This window comes from Ideonella dechloratans (assembly GCF_021049305.1).
Classification (GTDB): Bacteria; Pseudomonadota; Gammaproteobacteria; order Burkholderiales; family Burkholderiaceae_C; genus Ideonella; species Ideonella dechloratans.
In genome coordinates, this window is the sequence record NZ_CP088081.1 from 1,328,749 (window position 1) to 1,346,815 (window position 18,067).

Below are 18,067 nucleotides of genomic sequence, written 5' to 3' on the forward strand. Positions count from 1 at the left end.
AAGGAAGGTGAAAACAGGGGCCGGAAAGGCGGAAAATTCTGCCATGCAAATCGAACCGGGCGTCAGCCTGAAACCCTACAACACCTTCGGCCTGCCTGCCGTGGCCGGCCAGTTGGTGCGCATCCGCGCCGAAGCCGATGTGCGCGCCGTGGTGGACCACCCCGAGCTGGGCCTGGCGCCCAAGTTCGTGCTGGGCGGCGGCAGCAATGTGATCCTCACCCGCGACATGCCCGAGCTGGTGCTCAAGGTCGAGATCCTGGGCAAGCGACTGGTGGCCGAGACCGACAAGGCGGTGATCGTCGAATTCGGCGCCGGCGAGCGCTGGCACGATGCCGTGGCCTGGACCCTGGACCAGGGCTGGCCCGGCCTGGAGAACATGGCCCTGATTCCTGGCACGGTGGGTGCGGCGCCGGTGCAGAACATCGGCGCCTACGGGCTGGAACTGCAGGATCGCTTCGAATCCCTGGACACGGTGGACCTGGTGACCGGCCGCACGGTGACGCTCAATGCGGCCCAGTGCAAGTTCGCTTACCGCAACTCCATCTTCAAGCAGGCACTGGCCGGCAAGAGCCTGATCACGAGGGTGCGGCTGCGCCTGCCCAAGCCCTGGCAGCCCATGCTGGGCTACCTGGACCTGGAGCGCAAGATGGAGGAGACCGGCAACCACCAGCCGGACGCCCGCACCATCTTCGACTGGGTCTGCAGCATCCGCAGTGCCAAGCTGCCGGATCCGGCCCGGATCGGCAATGTGGGCAGCTTCTTCAAGAACCCGGTGGTCACGCCCGAGCAGTGCCGCGACATCATCGCCCGCGACCCGCATGTGGTGCACTATCCGCTGGAGGACGGCCGCTTCAAGCTGGCGGCAGGCTGGCTGATCGACGCCTGCGGCTGGAAGGGCAAGACCGTGGGCCATGCCGGGGTCTATGACAAGCAGGCGCTGGTGCTGGTCAACCGCGGTGGCGCCATCGGGTCCGAGGTGCAGACCCTGGCACGCGCCATCCAGGAAAGCGTCTACGGCCGCTTCGGCATCCGGCTGGAGATGGAGCCGGTGATGGTCTGAGCCGGCGAGGGACCGGTCCGGTTCAGTGGCCGCCGGGTGCGGCGGCCGTCGCCGACTGGCGCAACTGGCCCAGGGCCAGTTGCAGCACCCTCGCATCGCTGCTGGCGCGGTGGCGGGTGAGCTGCAGGTGGGCACGCACCTCGGCACAGGTGTGGTCCCAGCGGCCGGCGACATCCTCATCGATCAGCTCGTGCAGATGCCGCAACGTGAAGGCCGGGCGCAGGCCCGCCTCTTCGAACAGCATGGCCAGCCAGGTGTAGTCGTGGGCCCAGCCGTCGCAGTAGACCGTGCAGCCACGCAGCCGGTCGTTGAGCAGCTGGGCCACCTCCCCGGGGTCTCGCCCCCGCTGTTCCAGCAGTTCGCGGCTCAGGCCGTGCAGGCGCTCGGCCCGGCCATCCCAGTGGGTCCAGTGGGCCGGCGGGCGCACCAGGGTGCAGACGGCTTCCCCGTCCGGCAGCACGAAGCCGACCTCGATCGGGTAGCTGCCGTGGCCGAAACCGGAGGCTTCGACGTCGATCACACAGGGCAGTGGACCGTGGGTGCGAGGGGCGGACGACATGGAGGCTCCTGCAGTGCTGAATGGAGTGTCATCCGGCATCCAGCAACTCGCGTACCCGGGAGAGCCCTGAGAGACCCCGGTGTCCCCTGCCCGGGGGATCAGCGCGTCTGCAGGTCCAGGGTGTCCGGGTGGCGGCGCATGTACACCGCCACGTAGCTGCAGCTGGGCCGCACCTTCAGCCCCTGCGCGCGGGCGTGGTCCAGCGCCGCCGCCACCAGCCGGCCGGCGATGCCCCGTCCTTCCAGGGCAGGCGGCACGCCGGTGTGCACCATGTCCATCACCCCGTTGTGCAGGTGGTAGCTGGCCACGCACAGCAGGCCGTTCACCTTGGTCTCGAAGCGCGAGGCGGCGGCGTTGTGCACGATGACGGGCTCGGTCGATTCACTCATCGCAGGCTCCGTTCGATCAGCGCCGGGGCATGGGGCCCAGCTGCTCCCACAGGAAGGCGAACTCCAGCGCCTGGCGGTCGGCCAGCTGGGCGTTGTTGGCCGCGCTGCCGTGGCCACCTTCGATGTTCTCGTAGTACAGCACGTCGTGGCCCTGGGCCATCATGCGGGCGGCCATCTTGCGGGCGTGGCCGGGGTGGACGCGGTCGTCGCGGGTGGAGGTGACGAAGAAGACCTTGGGGTACTTCACACCGACCTTGACGTTCTGGTAGGGGCTGTAGCGCGAGATGTAGGCCCATTCGGCCGGCACATCCGGGTTGCCGTACTCGGCCATCCAGCTGGCGCCGGCCAGCAGCTTGTTGAAGCGCTTCATGTCCAGCAGCGGCACCTGGCAGACCACGGCGTTGAACAGGTCGGGGCGCTGCACCAGCACCGCGCCCATCAGCAGGCCGCCGTTGCTGCCGCCCATGATGCCCAGGTGCTTCGGGGCCGTGATCTTGCGGGCCACCAGGTCTTCAGCCACGGCGATGAAGTCGTCGTAGCTGTGCTGCTTGTTGGCCTTGACGGCGGCCTGGTGCCAGGCCGGGCCGTATTCGCCCCCGCCGCGGATGTTGGCCACCACGGCCACGCCGCCATGGGCCAGCCAGGCCTGGCCCCAGCTGGCCGAGTACCAGGGCTGCATCGACACCTCGAAGCCGCCGTAGCCATAGAGCAGGGTGGGGTTGGCGCCGTCCGTCTTGGCGCCGCGGGGCCAGATCACGAAGTAGGGCACCCGGGTGCCGTCCTTGGAGGTGGCGAAGTGCTGTTCCACCTTCATGCCCGTGGCGTCGAAGAAGGCCGGGCGGGACTTGATCTTCACCAGCCGGTCGGTGCCGGCGTCGCCCAGGTACAGGGAGTCCGGGGTCAGGAAGTCCACGTAGGAGAGCAGGAACTGCTCGCCCAGAGTGTCCTTGGCCACCTGCGGGTCGTGCAGGGCCTGCACCTGCAGGGTGCCGGGGAAGGGGGTGTCGACGGCGCGCTCGACCCACTGGCCCTTGACCTGGCGCCAGGCCACGACACGGTTGGCCACGTTGTCCATCACCGAGAGCAGCACCTGGCTGGCGGTGGTGGTGTAGGCGTCCAGCGAGCGGGTGGCGGTGGGGGTGAAAAGGGCGGTGAACTGGCGCTCACCCTTCAGGTAGGCGGCAGCATCGGCCAGCAGCAGGGCCCCGCTGGGCCAGGTGCGGCCGGCCACGGTCCAGTCGCTGCGCAGCTTGATCAGCACATGGGCTTGCCAGAAGCTCAGCTGGGCGTCCAGCGGCTTGTCGATGGGCAGCAGCTTGCCGTCCTGCCACAGGGCCAGCTCGTTGGTGAAGAAGTCGGGCGAGCGGCCGACCACCACCCGCTCGAAGCCCGGCGTGGGGTCCACCGAGGCGAAGGCGGCCACGTCGGTCTTCTTCCCTTCATAGACCAGGGTGGCGGCACTCAGCGGGGTGCCGCGCTTCCACAGCTTGACCACCCGCGGGTAGCCGGAATCGGTCAGCGCGCCAGGGCCGAAATCGGTGCCGACGAAGACATGGTTCTCGTCCAGCCAGTCCAGTTCGGACTTGGCCTCGGGCAGGGTGAAACCGTCGGCCAGGAAGCCTCGGGTGGCCAGATCGAACTCGCGCACCACCTTGGCGTCGGCGCCGCCGCGCGAGAGCGAGATCAGGCAGCGGGTGGAAGAGCCGCCCGCCAGCTGGGCGCCGCCCCAGACCCAGTTCTCCTTCTCTGCCGCGGCCAGGGCGTCCAGATCCAGGATCACATCCCAGTCCGGCTCGGCCTGGCGGAAGCTGTCCAGCGAGGTGCGCCGCCACAGGCCGCGGGGGTTCTTGTCGTCGCGCCAGAAGTTGTAGAGCCAGTCGCCCCGGCGCGCCACCGCGGGGATGCGCTCCTTGGAATCCAGGATGGCCCGCAGGCTCTGGCGGGTCTCGGCAAAGCCGGGCTCGGCTTCCAGCAGCTTGCGGCTGGCCGCATTGTGCTCGCGCACCCAGTTCAGGGCACGTTCGCCTTCCACATCTTCCAGCCACAGGAAAGGGTCTTCGGTGGCGGGGGCGGAAGCGGCGGCTGCGGCAGGGGTCTGGGCCATGGTGAGGGGGGCGCTGGTGGCGCCCAGCAGGGCGAGGGCCTGGCGGCGGGTGAGCTGGGTCATGCGAGAAGGCGGCGCGGGTGGTGCCGGGGCAGGTGGCCGAGGCGGGTCGCGCCGCGGCCAGTCAACACGAACAAGAGGTGAACCCGGGTGCCCGAAGTCACGCCGGGATGCCGATGATAGGGGGGTTGCCGACCCTTGTTCTGGGGATGGTCAGCGGCGGGTCGTCGGTCGCTGCAGCACCACCGGCTCCAAGGCCACCGAATGCTGGCCGTTGCCGACCCAGATCTGACCCTCCTGCACGGTGATCTGCAGTTGCATGCCGCGTGCGGCCAGGGAGGCCAGCTCGCGGCTGGCCTCGGCGGGCACCTGCCACACCTCCAGGTTGCTCAGCCGCGCCACCTTGCCGGCAATGCCCTGCCACCAGATGGGGGTGGAACTGCCGTAGGCCCAGATGCGCACCTGCTCGGCCCGGCCGCAGGCCTTGGCCAGGCGGCGGTCGTCGGGCTGGCCCACCTCGATCCACTGCACCAGCGCGCCGGTCAGGTCCTTCTGCCACAGGTCCGGCTCGTCGGTGTCCGACAGGCCGGCGGCGAATTCGAGCGCCCCGCGCTCGGTGTCGGCCGGCACCGCCAGCGCGAAGGCCAGCAGCCGCATCATCATCCGCTCATCGGTCTCGGACGGGTGGCGGGCCAGGGTGAGCGAATGGTCCGCATAGAGCGAGCGGTCCATGTCGGCGATCTGGATCTGGGCTTTGTAGATGGTGGACTTGAGGGCCATGGACGGGGAGGGGCAGCGAACAAACCGCCCAGTGTAGGCCGCCACGCCCGGAATCCCGGTCCGCACCAGGGCCGCCAGGGCCGCCAGGGCCCGTCACCATCGCGGTGGCATCATGGTGTCACCGTTTCGCCATGAAACGCTTTCGACCAGAAGAGACTCCGATGCACACCAAGAACAATCCCTTGCTGTCCCCCTGGTCCACGCCCTTCGGGCTGCCGCCTTTCGAGGAGATACGTCCCGAGCACTTCGTGCCGGCGATGCAGGCGGCCATGGCCGAGCAGCGGCTGGAACTGGACGCCATCGGCGCCCAGGCCGAGGCCCCCAGCTTCGAGAACACGGTGGCGGCCCTCGACCGATCGGGTGCCTGGCTCTACCGCCTGGACGCGCTGCTGTCCAACCTGACCGCCTCGGCCACCTCGCCGGCGCTGCAGGCGGTGCAGCGCGAACTGGCGGCGCCGCTGGCCGCCCACGACAGCGCGGTGAAGATGCACCCCGGGGTGTTTGCCCGCCTGGACGCCCTGCATGCCCAGCGGCACAGCCTGGGCCTGGAGCCCGAGGCCCTGCGGCTGCTCGAGCGTCTGCACCTGGACTGCGTGCGCGCCGGGGCCCGCCTGGGCCCTGACGCCCAGCAGCGCTACGCCGCCATCATGCAGGAGCTGGCCACCCTGTGCACCCAGTTCGCCCAGAACGTGCTGGCCGACGAGGCGGCCTACCAGCTGGTGCTGCGGGGCGAGGACGATCTGGCCGGCCTGCCGGACTTTGTTCGCGCCGCCGCCCGCCAGGCCGCAGCCGAGCGTGGTCTGGACGAGGCCGCCCATGTCATCACCCTGAACCGCTCGCTGATCGAGCCCTTCCTGACCTATTCGGACCGGCGCGACCTGCGCGAGCGGGCCTGGGCCGCCTGGAGCCGCCGCGGAGAGATGGACGGCGAAACCGACAACCGCGCGCTGATCCAGCGCATCCTGGTGCTGCGCAATGCCCAGGCGCGCGAACATGGCTTCGACAACTACGCCGACTACGTGCTGACCGACAGCATGGCCGGCGGCCAGCAGGCGGTGCGCCAGCTGCTGGGCGAGGTCTGGCAGCGCGCCCTGCCGGCGGCCGAGCGCGAGCGCCAGGCCCTGATCGCGATGATGCGCAGCCATGGCGTGGAGGGCGAACCCGAGGCCTGGGACTGGCGCTACTGGTCCGAGAAGGTGCGGCAGGCCCGCTACGACATCGACGATGCCGAGGTGAAGCCCTATTTCTCGCTGGAGCGCATGGTCGAGGCCCTGTTCGACTGCGCCCAGCGCCTCTTTGGCGTGCGCTTCGAGGCGCGGCCGGATGTGCGCGCCTACCACCCGGATGTGCAGGTCTACGAGATGTTCGACGCCCAGGGGCGCAGCGCCGGCCTGTTCCTGCAGGACAACTTCGCGCGGGCCACCAAGCGCTCAGGCGCTTGGATGAGCGACTTCGCCTACCAGTCGCGCAACCGCGGGGTGGACCGGCCCATCATCGTCAACAACAACAACTTCGCCAAGGCCGCCCCCGGCCAGCCCACGCTGCTGTCCTTCGACGATGCGCGCACGCTGTTCCACGAGTTCGGCCACGGCTTGCACGGCCTGCTGTCCAACGTCACCTACCACCGGCTGGCCGGCACCCAGGTGCTGCGCGACTTCGTGGAGCTGCCTTCGCAGCTGTTCGAGCACTGGCTGGGCGAGCCCGAGGTGTTGCGCCGCCACGCCCGCCATTGGCAGACGGGCGAACCCATCCCGCAGGCGCTGATCGACCGCTTGCAGACGGCACGGCGCTGGGGGCAGGGTTACGAGACGGTGAGCTACACCGGCAGCGCCTTGGTGGACCTGGAGATCCACGCGCTGAGCGACCCGGCGGGCCCGGGCGATGTGGTGGCCTTCGAGCGGGCCACGCTGCAGCGGCTGGGCATGCCGCCGGCGGTGGGCATGCGGCATCGCTTGCCGCATTTCCAGCATCTGTTCGCCGGCGCGGGCTATGCCGCGGGCTACTACGTCTACCTCTGGGCCGAGGTGCTGGATGCCGACGCCTTCAACGCGTTTGTCGAGGCCGGCAACCCGTTTGACCCGATGGTGGCGCAGCGGTTGCTGCGCCACATCTACGCGGTGGGGGACACGGTGGACCCCACCACGGCTTACACGTCCTTCCGGGGACGCTTGCCGGCGTTGGAGCCGCTGTTGGCAAAGCGCGGCTTGTTGCCGGCCGAGGCCGGCTTGCCGGCGCCCTGACGCGGGCCGCGGCTGCCTTCCCAGCCGCCTTCGCGGCGGGCCTCGAACGGGGCGCGCTGCGGACGCTCGCCACCGTCGCGGCCAGCGAAGGCCGGGCGGTCGGCGCGCGGTGCACGGCGCTCGAACGGCGCGCTGTCGCGGCGCTCGAAATGACCGCCCTCGCGGCGTTCGAAGTGACCGCCTTCACGACGCTGCTCGAAGTGACCGCCGTCACGGCGTTCGAAATGACCCCCTTCGCGGCGCGGCTCGAACTGGCCGCCGTCACGCCGCTCGAAATGACCGCCCTCGCGGCGTTCGAACGGGCTCTCCTGGCGGCCGAAGGCCGGGCGGTCGTTGGGGCGGCGGTCACGCGGCGGGCGCGCGCCGTAGCCCTGGCGGTCCTGCTGGCCGCCGAAGCCGCCGCCGAAGCCGCCACGGCCCCGCGGGGCGCCGCCACGCGGCGGGCGCGGGTTGAAGATCTCCGGTGCCGGCTTGCTCGGCTCCAGGCCTTCCACCGTGGCCACCGGGATGGGCTGGGTGGTGTAGTGCTGGATGCGGCGGATCATCGGCACATCGCGGCGCTCGGCCAGCGTGACGGCGCGGCCTTCACGGCCGGCACGGCCGGTGCGACCGATGCGGTGCACGTAGTCCTCGGCCTTGAGCGGCAGACCGTAGTTGATCACGTGGGTGATGGTGGGCACATCGATGCCACGGGCGGCCACGTCGGTGGCCACCAGGATGCGCAGCTGGCGGCTGCGCAGGCCTTGCAGCACGCGGTTGCGGCGGCCCTGCGGCATGCCACCGTGCAGGGCGGCCACGCGGTGACCCATGTCGGCCAGGCGGTCGGCCAGGAAGTCGGCATCCACCTGGGTGCTGGTGAAGACCACGGCCTGGTCGACATGGCGATCGGTCAGCAGGCTGTCCAGCAGCGCCTTCTTGTGGTCCAGGCTGTCGGCCCACATCAGCTGCTGCGTGATGTTCTCGTGCTTGGCAGTGTGGCCGGCGATTTCGATGCGCTCGACGTCGTCCTTCTGCAGGCGCTGGGCCAGGCGGCCCACTTCGCCGTCGAAGGTGGCGCTGGCCATCAGGGTCTGGCGCTTGGCGGGCAGCTGCTCGGCAATGTGCTCGATGTCCTCGATGAAGCCCATGTCCAGCATGCGGTCGGCTTCGTCCAGCACCAGCATCTCGACGTTGTCCAGCACGGCCTTGCCGCTCTGGATGTGGTCGATCAGGCGGCCGGGGGTGGCGATCAGGATGTCCAGCGGGCTGCGCAGGGCCTTGAGCTGGGCGGGGTAGGGCACGCCGCCGACCACGCTGGTCACGGTCAGCCAGGGCACATTGCGGCCATAGTCGGAGGCCGCCTTGGCGACCTGCATCGACAGTTCACGGGTGGGCACCAGCACCAGGATGCGCGGGCCCTTGACTTCGCCGCGCTTGGGCTTGTTGGCCGGGTCCTTGCGGGCCTCGAGCACGCGCATCAGCGCGGGCAGCACGAAGGACGCGGTCTTGCCGCTGCCGGTGGAGGAGCACACGCGCAGGTCGCGACCCTCGAGGGCGGCGGGGATGGCGCGGGCCTGGACTTCGGTGGGGTTCTCGTAGCCGGCGGTGCGCAAAGCACTCAGCAGGGCCTCGTCGAGACCCAGGGATTCAAAACTCATGATCAACCTTGGAGAGCACCGGTCAGCCCATGGGAGGCAGGCTGCAAACGGCGCGGTGGGGCAGTAAAAGGCATCGCCACCGACCGCGCTGGGCGAACTGCCAAAGCAGCCCACCCGGCTCTGCTGAACTACCCCGCACGCCGAAGCGCGCAAGGCAAAAAACCGGAAGGTCGAAGGGGATGTGCGAAAGGCGGCTTGAAACTGGTTCAGGTCCAGACCAAGTCCGCAGGAGCGGCCGGATGGCTCCGGCAAAAGACCAACTCACACAGAAAGGCAGCTAGGGGTAGCAGCCCGTGGCGGTCAGCATTTTTGCTCCATGTCCGCCATTCTATCAGCTTGTGTCAGTTTCGACAAACTGGGAACTCGGCAGCCGTTCACAATTCACAGCGTCAGCCCGACGCGAGCGCTTCATCCGCCGAAGCCCAGCCGCCGCCAGCGCGTCTTGTCAGAGTCTTCTTCTTCCGAGGCTTTCTTGTCGTCCACCCTTTCCTGGCCGTCCCGTGCGGCTCAGCGCAAGTTCCTGCCCTTGTCCCTTCTGAGCCGGCACCTGGCGGCGGCCGGTCTGCTGATCGGCCCCGCCTGGGCCCTGGCGCAGACCAGCCCCTCACCCGCCGCGGCACCGACGCCCCCGGCTGTGCCCGCGCCGGCGCCGACCGAGGCGGCCCCCACCGTGCAGCAGGTGCAAATCAATGGCAACCAGCTCAGCGACGTGGAGGAGCGCCGGCGCTCCACCGCGGCCAAGATCATCGTCGGCCGTGACGAGATCGAGAAGTTCGGCGACAGCACGGTGGGCGACCTGCTCAAGCGCCTGCCGGGGGTGACGCTGTCGGGCACGCCCGGGCGTGGCGGCAACATCCGCATGCGCGGCCTGGGCGGGGGCTACACCCAGATCCTGCTGGATGGCGAACGGGTACAGGGCGGGCTCTCACTCGACTCCATCGACCCGGACCAGATCGAGCGCATCGAGATCCTGCGCGCGCCCACGGCTGAAACCGGTGCGCGGGCGATCGCCGGCACCATCAACATCATCACCCGCGAAGGCTTCACCAAGCGCCGCAACGAGGTGCGGGCCAGCATCGGCCTGGAAAACGGCCGCGTGCAGCCACGGGCCTCGTGGTCGCGCGAGGACACGCTGGGGCCGATGAACTACAACGTCACCCTCTCGGCCTTCCGCTTCGACCGGGCCGACGCCAGCCAGGTGCACACGGTCAACGACACCGACGACCGCACCGAGGACAAGCGCTCCAACAGTGCCCGCAACGGCGTGCACCTGGGCAGCAAGCTGCAGTGGAAGCTCGACGGTGGCGACACGCTGATGCTGATGCCCATGGTGGTGTACTCCAGCGGCAGCAGCCATGGTGATTCCAGCTTCGAGCCCGGGGCCCTGGGCACGCTGCCCTACAGCGCCAGTGCCAGCAAGACGGACAGCGAGTTCTCGCTGGCGCGGGTCAACAGCCAATGGCGTGGCCGCGCGGGGGAGGGCAACCTGGAGCTCAAGGCCGGGGTGGGCCAGTCGCGCAACCTCAGCCACAGCTGGACCACCGAGTTCGACAGCGCGCAGGGCGGCGACCAGCGGGAGGACGACCGCTCGCAGGGCGTGGAGCGCACGGGCAACGCCAGCGCCAAGTACAGCCTGCTGCTGGAGAACGACCACAGCCTGGTCACCGGCTTCGAGAGCGAGTACGCGCGCCGCAACCAGACCAGTCAGCAGCTCACCAACGGCGTGCCCGCCACGGCCGACTATGGTGACGACTACCTGGCCAACAGCCTGCGCCTGGCCGGCTACGCCCAGGACGAATGGAACATCAGCCCGCAGTGGGCCGCCTATGCCGGCCTGCGCTGGGAGGGCATCCGCACCCAGAGCCAGGGCAGCGACGATGTGAACCACCGCAACCTCAGCAGCGTCTGGACGCCGCTGCTGCATGCGGTCTACAAGTTCGACCCGAAGCGCCGTGACCAGATCCGCATCAGCCTGACGCGCAGCTACCGCTCGCCCGACCTGAGCGACCTGATCGGCACGACCTGGCTGGCCAAGGGCACCAACTCCGAGACCAACCCGGACAAGGCCGGCAATCCGAACCTGAAGCCCGAGCTGGCCACCGGCGTGGACCTGGCCTACGAGGTCTACCTGGACGATGGCGGCATGCTCAGCGCCAACCTCTTCGCCCGGCGCATCAGCGATCTGATGCGCACCCTGACCACGGCCGTGCCGCAGGGCGATGGCAGCACCCGCTGGGTGGCCAGCCCGCAGAACATCGGCAACGCCAGCACGCAGGGCATCGAGCTGGAGGCCAAGTTCCGGCTGAGCACGCTGTGGGCCGATGCGCCCGCGGTGGACCTGCGCAGCAACGCCAGCCTCTACCAGTCGCGCGTGGACGGGGTCCCCGGGCCGGACAACCGACTGAGCCAGCAGGCCGCCGGCTCGCTGAATCTGGGGGCCGACTACAAGATCCCGCGCACCCCGGTGACGGTGGGCGGCAACGTCAACTGGACGCCGGGCTACCGCACCCGCCTGTCGGAGAACCAGTGGGCGGTGCAGAGCCCCAAGCGGGTCATCGACCTCTACGGCCTCTACCAGTTCACGCCCAATGCGCGCGTGCGGCTGAGCGCCAGCAACCTGGACCCGCGCTGGGTGGAGACCGCCAGCACCGTGGGCGAGGAGACGGCCACCACCACCTCGCGCAGCTACATCAACTGGGCGCTGCAGCTCGAGATGAAGCTCTGAGCGCGGGGAGGGTCCCCGGGGCGGGGGCTCAGCCCTCGCCGGCTTCGCCGTCTGCCACCACGCGCACGGCCTGGTTGCCGAGCGTGACCCGTTGGCCTGCGCGGATCTTGCAGGTCTTGCGCAGTTCCACCTGTCCGTCCACCTGCACCTCGCCCGCGGTGATCAGCTGCTTGGCCGTGCCGCCGCTGGGGGCCAGGCCGGTGGCCTTGAGCAGGGCGTCCAGGGGGATGTGCTCGCCGCGCAGCGGCAGTTCGATCTCTTGCATGGCGGGCATTGTGCTTGACAAGTCGAGGTGGCCGGGCGCAGAGTGCACGCCTGACCTCTTTCTTCAACCCCTCAACCCGCAGGAGGACGACCATGATGCGACGCACGGATCTTGCCCACCCTGCCGTGGCCCGTTGAGCGCCGGTTGATGTTTTTCGCGGGTGTGCCACCCGCGCCGCCCCGTCGGGGCACCTCTCTCCCGCTTCCTTCCGGTCACGGCCCCTTCCGCCGTCACGCGTGTGCCTGTTCGCGCCCACGCGTCCTGAGACCCTGTGCGCTTGGCGCGCACCCGGGCTGGCCCGCCGTGGCCGGCCCACGGAAGCGATCACCATGTTCGACTCGAACGACTTCGACGCCCTGCGTCGTCTCGGCCTTCACACTTCCCTGATCTCCCAGGCCCTGGGCCTGTCCACCCAGGACGACGAGCGCCTGATGCGCGTCGTCGAGGTGCAGCGTGACCGCTGCACCCTGCACGATGGCCACCACCTCCACGAGGCCCGGTTGTGGCCCGCCCTGCAGGCGCGCCTGCAGGTGCAGGGCGAGGGCCTGACCGTCGGTGACTGGGTGCTGGCCCGCCCGGACGGCTCGGGCGGCCACTGGATCTCGGCCCAGCTGCCGCCCGACCACCGCCTGGTGCGGCGGGACGCCAGCGGACACCGCCAGGGCCTGGTCAGCCATGTGGACCACGCGCTGCTGGTGATGACCTGCGGGCACGACTTCAACCTGCGCCGCCTGGACCGCTACCTGGCCCTGGTGCGCCTGGCCGAGGTGGACCCGGTGGTGGTGCTCACCCAGGCCGACACCCATCTCGACCCGGATGCCCGCGTGCAGGCGGTGTACCAACACCTGGGCGCGGGCTCCTTGCTGCCGCCGGTGCTGGCGGTGGATGGGCGCCGGGCCCAGGCGGCCCAGGCGCTCTCACCCTGGCTGCAGCCTGGGCGCACCCTGGTGCTGCTGGGCTCCAGCGGCGCGGGCAAGAGCACGCTGCTCAACACCCTGGCCGGCCATGGTGTGGACGATGCGCAGCGCACCGGCGCCGCGCGCGAGCACGATGGCCGCGGGCGCCACACCACCACCGCGCGCTCGCTGCACCTGTGTCCCTCCGGCGCCTGCGTGATCGACACGCCGGGCCTGCGGGGTCTGCAGCTCGATGCCGACGAGGCCGACCTGGCGCGCGCCTTCGACGACATCGCGGCGCTGTCGCACCGCTGCCGCTTCCGCGACTGCCAGCACGAGGAGGAGCCCGGCTGCGCGGTGCGCGGTCAGGTGTCGCCCGATCGGCTGTTGAGCTGGCACAAGCTGCAGCGCGAGGCCCGCCGCCATGAGCAGGACGCGCTGCAGCGGCGGGAACAGCTGTCGGTGTGGAAGGCGCGCAGCAAGGCCACGCGGGAGGTGATGCGGCTCAAGCGGGGCTGAGCCGCACCGGCCTTGCTCAGCTCACCGTGACGGCCGCGGTGCCGGCCGTCACCACCGCGGTGGTGCTGCGGGCGATGACCGAGGTGGCCGGGGCGTTGCTGCCCACCAGCCGGTTGACCTGACGGAACTCGCAGCTCAGTTGCTGGGCCGTCAGCGTCACCACCGAATAGCCCTGGGCGTCGGTGTTGACGTGCTTCAGCCAGGGGTTGGAGTTCAGCCCGGCCAGCTGCTGGGCCAGTCCCAGCAGCGTGGTGTTGAAGCCGCTGTCGGCCTTCAGGCCGGCCAGCACCGTGTCGGTCGTGCCGTCCAGCGCGGCCTCGGCCACGCCGGCCTGGGCCAGCGCGCCGCGCACCCGCACGCGGGCCTGCTCGGCCAGGCTGTCCAGCGTGGGGGTGGCCTTGCCCAGGGTGTAATCCAGCAGGTTGAAGGGCACGCTCAGGGTGCCGGCTGCCGTCGGGATGGAGAGGGTGTAGACCACCAGGGTGGCCAGTTCGGCCGAGAGGTCGCCCACCGCGCTGCTGAGGTAGGAGAAAAAGGAATCCGAGCTCATGCCGGCGGTCACCAGGTCCACCATCACGTCCTGGCCCGTCGCGGCGTCGTAATCGTCGCGCACCGTGCCGGCGAAGAAGGCGTGGATGTCGCCGGTCAGCGCCACCACGTTCTGGACGGCGTGGTCGCGCAGAAAGCCCATCAGGGCCTGGCGCTCGGCGTTGTAGCCGTCCCACTGGTCGCAGTTGAGCAGGAACTTCTGGAAGTAGGCGGTGAGGGTGCCGTTCGGATCGGCCGCGGTGATGAAGCTGGAGCTGGCGCCGTTGGCCTGGATGTCGGTCTTGATCAGGCCGAAGGCGATGACCTGCGCGGCGGCACCGGCCTGGGCCGTGCTGCCCGCGGCAGCCGCGGCCTTGGCGGCACTGTAGGCGGCCACGGCGATGCCGGCCTGGGTGCTGCTCAGGCCCGCGCCCACGGCGGCGGCGGCCAGGTCGGCGCTCGTCGCATCGGCGGTGGCGATGGCCACGGCCGCATTGGTGGCCGTGGTCTGGCTGGCGCCGGCCGTCATGGCCGCGACCAGGGCGGCCGCCACCGTCACGCTGCCGGCGCTGCTGGCCGCCGTGCCGATCTGTGTGGCCAGGGTGCCGATGGCGTTCAGGGCCACCAGGGTGGCGATGGCATCGGTGCCGTTCAGGCCCATGCGCAGCAGCGAAACTTCGTTGCCCCAGAGCTTCCAGGTGGTGGTCGCGCTTTTCATCGCATCCTCCCACCAGGCGCGCTGGGTGCTGCCCAGCATGGACACCGGGGCCAGCGGGTCGGCCGCGCCTGCAGCCGTTGCAGCGGCGATCTTGGCGCTGGTGGCCGCGGCGATGGTGGCGGCCGGCACCATGTAGCGCGAGCCGATGCTCGATCCCACGGCGGCTTCGGGGATGGTGTGGTCGGCGCGGTAGAGGCGCTCGTCGGTCATGGCCAGCTGGGCCAGGCTGCCGAACTGGAACTTGCGGTAGATCTGGATCGCGTCGATGCTGCTGCTGTTGGCGTCGTAGCTCACATCGGCCGGCATGAACTCGAACCAGGCCCGGTTGGCATGCAGGCGGCGGCTGGTCTGGTGGGTGTTGTCGGCCGCCCCGGTGGTGGCGTCGTAGCTGCCCAGGTCGTAGGTTTCGGCGTCCTGCCAGCAGTCGTCGCTGAACTCGTGGTCGTCCCAGATGGCGATCATCGCGAAGCGCTCGTGCAGGGCCTGGATGCGGCTGTCGCTGCGGTAGCGCTTGTAGAGGTAGCGGTAGTCGTCCAGCGCATTGGCGTACTTGCCGCTGCTGCCGTCGGCCTTGCTGGCGCCCTCGGGCAGGCTCAGCGCACCGTGGCGGCTTTCCACCAGGCCGGTCTGGAAGTCGGCGCCCACCGTCTCGTAGATGTAGTCGCCCAGGTGCAGGAAGAAGTCGAGGTCGCTCTCGTGGGCCACCAGGTGCTCGTAGCCGGCCCAGTGGTTGATGCTCCAGTCCTGGCAGGTGATGAAGGCAAACCGCAGCTGGTCCAGCGCCGCGCTGCTGGCCGGGGCGGTCTTGAAGCGGCCCACCTTGGAGCGCACGGTGCCGGCGGTGAACTGGTAGTAGTAGGTGGTGGCCGGGGACAGGCCGGTCAGCTTGTGGCGGATGGTGCCGTCATAGTCGGCATAGGCCGGCACGCTGAGGTTGGCCAGGGCCGTGCCGCTCAGGGCGGTGTCGCTGCCCAGCAGGGCGCTGTTGTCCGCGGCCGTCACCACCAGGCGGATCGTGACATCGGTGCCGCCCTGCAGGGAGGCGGTGTCATCCACGCCGCTGGGCGAGACGCGGGTCCACAGCACGATGCTGTCGGGCCGCGGGTCTGCCGAGGCCACGCTCTGCGGGAACTTCCAGTTGGCGCCGCTGGCTTCGGGGGTGGCGGGGTCGTCCCCGCTGCAGGCGCTCAGCCCGGCAGAAAGGCCTGCGGACAGGGGGGAGACGGAGAAGAAGCTGCTCAGCTTCAGAAAGCGACGGCGATCCATGGGTCATGCTCCGGAAAAACAAAGGCCCGCGGCGGCGGGCAGCGGGCCATGTTTGCCGGCGACGGTGACCGTCGCGTGACGGAGGTGCTCAGTTTTGCGGCTTGAGCAGCGTCTGCTGCATGAACAGCACCGTGGCGTAGAACTGGAAGTCGGCGTTCTCCTTGCGCTGGAAGCCGTGGCCCTCGTTCTCGGCGCGCAGGTACCACACCGGCACGCCGTTGGCGCGCGCCTTGGCGACGATCTGCTCGGCCTCGGTCCAGGGCACGCGGGGGTCGTTCTTGCCCTGCACCACGAACATCGGCTTCTGGATCTTCTCGGCGTTGCTCAGCGGCGAGATGCGCTCCAGGAAGGCGCGCATCGCGGGGTCGCGCTCGTCGCCGTATTCCACCCGGCGCAGGTCGCGCCGGTAGCTCTCGGTGTTGCTCAGGAAGGTGACGAAGTGCGAGATGCCGACGATGTCGATGTTGCCGGCGATGCGGTCGGCGTAGTGCTCGGCCACCGCCAGGCTCATGTAGCCGCCGTAGCTGCCACCGGTCACCAGCACGCGGCTCGGGTCCAGGTCGGGCTGGGTGGCGATCCAGTCGAGCAGGGCGCCGATGTCCTTCACCGAGTCCTCGCGCTTCATGCCGTTGTCGGCCGCCAGGAAGGTCTTGCCGAAGCCGCTGGAGCCGCGCACATTGGGCTGGAGGATGGTGACGCCCAGTTCCTGCACGTAGTAGTTGCCCCGGCCCAGGAAGCCCACCTTGGCCTGACCCTCGGGGCCGCCGTGGATGGCGATCAGCACCGGGCGGCGGCCCGGAAAGCGCTGCGGGTCGGCGCGCGAGATCAGGCCCGAGATGCTCAGCCCGTCGAAGCTCTTCCAGCGCACCACCTGCTGGCGGGCGAACTGGCGCGTGTCCACGCCGGCAGGGGCGCGGGCCTCGGTCCACTGCTGCACCTGGCCGCTGGCCGGGTTCAGGCTGTAGAGCTGGCTGGGGCCGGCGCTGCTGTTGAGCGAGAAGGCCAGCTCGCGGCTGGCCGGGTGGAAGCTGGCCTGGCCCACCGTGCCTTCGGGCAGGGCGGGCTGCGGCAGTTCGCTGAGGGTGCGGCTGTCCACCAGGTGCAGCACCTCGCGGCCGTCCTCATTGGCCAGCACGGCCAGCAGGTCGCCTTCGTCGGTGCTGCTGGCCAGATCCAGGTCCCAGGGGATGTCGAGCCGGGCCGGGCTGAGCTGGCCGCTCTTGATGTCCAGCCGCAGCAGCTGGCGGAACTCGCCGCGGGCATCGCTGGTGAGCAGCAGGCCCTGGCCATCGGGCTGGAAGGCCTGCGGGAACCAGGTGGCGGCCGCCGTCTCGCCGTTCCGGGGCAGCAGCTGGCGCTTCTCGCCGCTGGCCAGGTCCAGCAGCCAGACCTCGGTGCGGTTGGCCGACAGGTAGTGCAGCAGGGCCACCTGCCGGTCATCCGGCGAAACGACCGAGGCCTCCCAGCCGGAGCCTGGCAGGGTGGCCACGGCGCGGCGGCCTTCCGGGTGCAGCGGGTCGACCAGCCACAGGGTGGTGTCCACGCTGGCCCGGCTGCCGCCCTGGGCGGTGCGGTCCAGCGGCACGGCGGTGTAGAGCAGGCGTGCCGGTGGTGCGTCGGCCCCGGGTGCGGCGTCGCCGTGCAGCCAGATGTTCATCGCATAGCGCTGACCGGGCTCCACCAGGGCGGTCACCACGCGGGTGTCCAGGTCCAGGCGGTAGAGCTGGTCGGCCTCGTTGCCGCCGGCCGCCCGCTGGAAGACGATGTAGCGGCCGTCGCGCGGGTCGTAGCGGCCCACCCGCACCGGATCGGCAAAGTCGGTCAGGGCTTCGGGCTCGGCCATCGGGCCGCTCAGGCGGTAGAGCTGGGGTGTGCTGGCCCCCGGGGCGCGGTGGCTGATCAGCATTTCACGCCGGTGGGGGTGCCAGTCCACGAAGCTGTCGCCGCTGAATTCGGTGTACTGCTCCACGGCCTTGACCAGGCGCATCGGCACCGGCGGGATGCCCTGCGCCACCAGGTTGGGATTGGGTGCCAGCACCCCCTGGTCGGCGGAGGGCAGCGAACTGCAGGCGCTGGCCAGCAGCGCGGTGATCAGGCACAGGGCGGACGTCGTGTGGCGCATGGGGTGAACGCGTGACAGGAACGGGGGAGGGTGGCATCGCCGGTGGGCAATGGACCGCGCAGAATCTGGAATGTAACGTCCTGGTCCCGCCGCCCCGCGGGCCTGTCCCGTCCGGTCAGGTGCCTGCGTTCAACCCCGGGGCATCGGCCGCAGCCAGGCCGGTCTGCATGGGGATCGACCCTGTCGGCATTTGTCCGACAGCCTGCCGCGTGCGTGCGCCGACAGCCGGCATCGTCCTGCGCCGATGTTGCCCGCGCGG

The 18,067-nt window shown here is 70.0% G+C and carries 12 protein-coding genes; 4 read left to right on the plus strand and 8 right to left on the minus strand.

The annotated features are described in order from the left end of the window. The first annotated feature begins 43 nt into the window (after nucleotides 1–43). Nucleotides 44–1,060, plus strand: coding sequence for a UDP-N-acetylmuramate dehydrogenase (murB, locus tag LRM40_RS06265; RefSeq protein ID WP_151123725.1), 1,017 nt, complete (start codon nucleotides 44–46; stop codon nucleotides 1,058–1,060). 22 nt (nucleotides 1,061–1,082) lie between these two features. Here murB and LRM40_RS06270 read toward each other — a convergent pair whose 3' ends face one another. From LRM40_RS06270 to LRM40_RS06285, 4 genes are all read right to left on the minus strand, one after another. Then, nucleotides 1,083–1,619, minus strand: coding sequence for a 3'-5' exonuclease (locus LRM40_RS06270; protein WP_151123726.1), 537 nt, complete (start codon nucleotides 1,617–1,619; stop codon nucleotides 1,083–1,085). A 98-nt stretch (nucleotides 1,620–1,717) separates the two neighbouring features. Next, nucleotides 1,718–2,125: a GNAT family N-acetyltransferase gene (locus LRM40_RS06275; protein ID WP_375138561.1), complete on the minus strand. Its 408-nt coding sequence runs from the start codon at nucleotides 2,123–2,125 to the stop codon at nucleotides 1,718–1,720. Continuing rightward, the gene (locus LRM40_RS06280) at nucleotides 2,025–4,175 is read right to left on the minus strand and encodes a prolyl oligopeptidase family serine peptidase (RefSeq protein ID WP_375138562.1); all 2,151 of its coding nucleotides are present in this window, start codon (nucleotides 4,173–4,175) and stop codon (nucleotides 2,025–2,027) included. The genes LRM40_RS06275 and LRM40_RS06280 overlap by 101 nt, the downstream gene beginning before the upstream one ends. Before the next feature lie 150 nt (nucleotides 4,176–4,325). Then, a complete protein-coding gene (locus LRM40_RS06285) occupies nucleotides 4,326–4,892 on the minus strand; it encodes a YaeQ family protein (protein WP_151123728.1) in 567 nt (188 codons plus the stop codon). Nucleotides 4,893–5,053: 161 nt separating this feature from the next. Between LRM40_RS06285 and LRM40_RS06290 the strand changes: the two genes are divergently transcribed. Beyond that, a complete protein-coding gene (locus LRM40_RS06290) occupies nucleotides 5,054–7,132 on the plus strand; it encodes a M3 family metallopeptidase (protein ID WP_170288838.1) in 2,079 nt (692 codons plus the stop codon). On the opposite strand, the gene LRM40_RS06295 is transcribed toward LRM40_RS06290, so the two are convergent. Continuing rightward, nucleotides 7,039–8,769 carry a DEAD/DEAH box helicase gene (locus tag LRM40_RS06295; protein WP_231067752.1) on the minus strand — a complete coding sequence of 577 codons (1,731 nt, stop codon included), beginning with the start codon at nucleotides 8,767–8,769 and terminating at the stop codon, nucleotides 7,039–7,041. The genes LRM40_RS06290 and LRM40_RS06295 overlap by 94 nt on opposite strands. A gap of 472 nt (nucleotides 8,770–9,241) precedes the next feature. On the opposite strand from LRM40_RS06295, the gene LRM40_RS06300 reads away from it, so the two are divergent. Then, nucleotides 9,242–11,494, plus strand: coding sequence for a TonB-dependent receptor plug domain-containing protein (locus LRM40_RS06300; protein WP_211373074.1), 2,253 nt, complete (start codon nucleotides 9,242–9,244; stop codon nucleotides 11,492–11,494). Nucleotides 11,495–11,522: 28 nt separating this feature from the next. On the opposite strand, the gene LRM40_RS06305 is transcribed toward LRM40_RS06300, so the two are convergent. Beyond that, on the minus strand, nucleotides 11,523–11,759 hold the full coding sequence (locus LRM40_RS06305; RefSeq protein ID WP_151125886.1) for an RNA-binding S4 domain-containing protein: 237 nt from the start codon (nucleotides 11,757–11,759) through the stop codon (nucleotides 11,523–11,525). Nucleotides 11,760–12,088: 329 nt separating this feature from the next. Between LRM40_RS06305 and rsgA the strand changes: the two genes are divergently transcribed. Next, nucleotides 12,089–13,174 carry a ribosome small subunit-dependent GTPase A gene (gene rsgA, locus LRM40_RS06310; protein WP_151125885.1) on the plus strand — a complete coding sequence of 362 codons (1,086 nt, stop codon included), beginning with the start codon at nucleotides 12,089–12,091 and terminating at the stop codon, nucleotides 13,172–13,174. A 16-nt stretch (nucleotides 13,175–13,190) separates the two neighbouring features. Here the strand turns inward: rsgA and LRM40_RS06315 are convergent, their stop codons facing one another. Both LRM40_RS06315 and LRM40_RS06320 read right to left on the minus strand, forming a co-directional pair. After that, nucleotides 13,191–15,686 carry an alkaline phosphatase D family protein gene (locus tag LRM40_RS06315; RefSeq protein WP_151125884.1) on the minus strand — a complete coding sequence of 832 codons (2,496 nt, stop codon included), beginning with the start codon at nucleotides 15,684–15,686 and terminating at the stop codon, nucleotides 13,191–13,193. 88 nt (nucleotides 15,687–15,774) lie between these two features. Further along, nucleotides 15,775–17,808, minus strand: coding sequence for a S9 family peptidase (locus tag LRM40_RS06320; RefSeq protein ID WP_151125883.1), 2,034 nt, complete (start codon nucleotides 17,806–17,808; stop codon nucleotides 15,775–15,777). Between the last annotated feature and the right edge of the window lie 259 nt (nucleotides 17,809–18,067).

Coding starts and splice junctions, on each gene's coding strand:
- murB (WP_151123725.1), top strand. CDS start 44: ATGCAAATCGAACCGGGCGTCAGCCTGAAACCCTACAACACCTTCGGC.
- LRM40_RS06270 (WP_151123726.1), bottom strand. CDS start 1,619: ATGTCGTCCGCCCCTCGCACCCACGGTCCACTGCCCTGTGTGATCGAC.
- LRM40_RS06280 (WP_375138562.1), bottom strand. CDS start 4,175: ATGACCCAGCTCACCCGCCGCCAGGCCCTCGCCCTGCTGGGCGCCACC.
- LRM40_RS06285 (WP_151123728.1), bottom strand. CDS start 4,892: ATGGCCCTCAAGTCCACCATCTACAAAGCCCAGATCCAGATCGCCGAC.
- LRM40_RS06290 (WP_170288838.1), top strand. CDS start 5,054: ATGCACACCAAGAACAATCCCTTGCTGTCCCCCTGGTCCACGCCCTTC.
- LRM40_RS06295 (WP_231067752.1), bottom strand. CDS start 8,769: ATGAGTTTTGAATCCCTGGGTCTCGACGAGGCCCTGCTGAGTGCTTTG.
- LRM40_RS06305 (WP_151125886.1), bottom strand. CDS start 11,759: ATGCAAGAGATCGAACTGCCGCTGCGCGGCGAGCACATCCCCCTGGAC.
- rsgA (WP_151125885.1), top strand. CDS start 12,089: ATGTTCGACTCGAACGACTTCGACGCCCTGCGTCGTCTCGGCCTTCAC.
- LRM40_RS06315 (WP_151125884.1), bottom strand. CDS start 15,686: ATGGATCGCCGTCGCTTTCTGAAGCTGAGCAGCTTCTTCTCCGTCTCC.
- LRM40_RS06320 (WP_151125883.1), bottom strand. CDS start 17,808: ATGCGCCACACGACGTCCGCCCTGTGCCTGATCACCGCGCTGCTGGCC.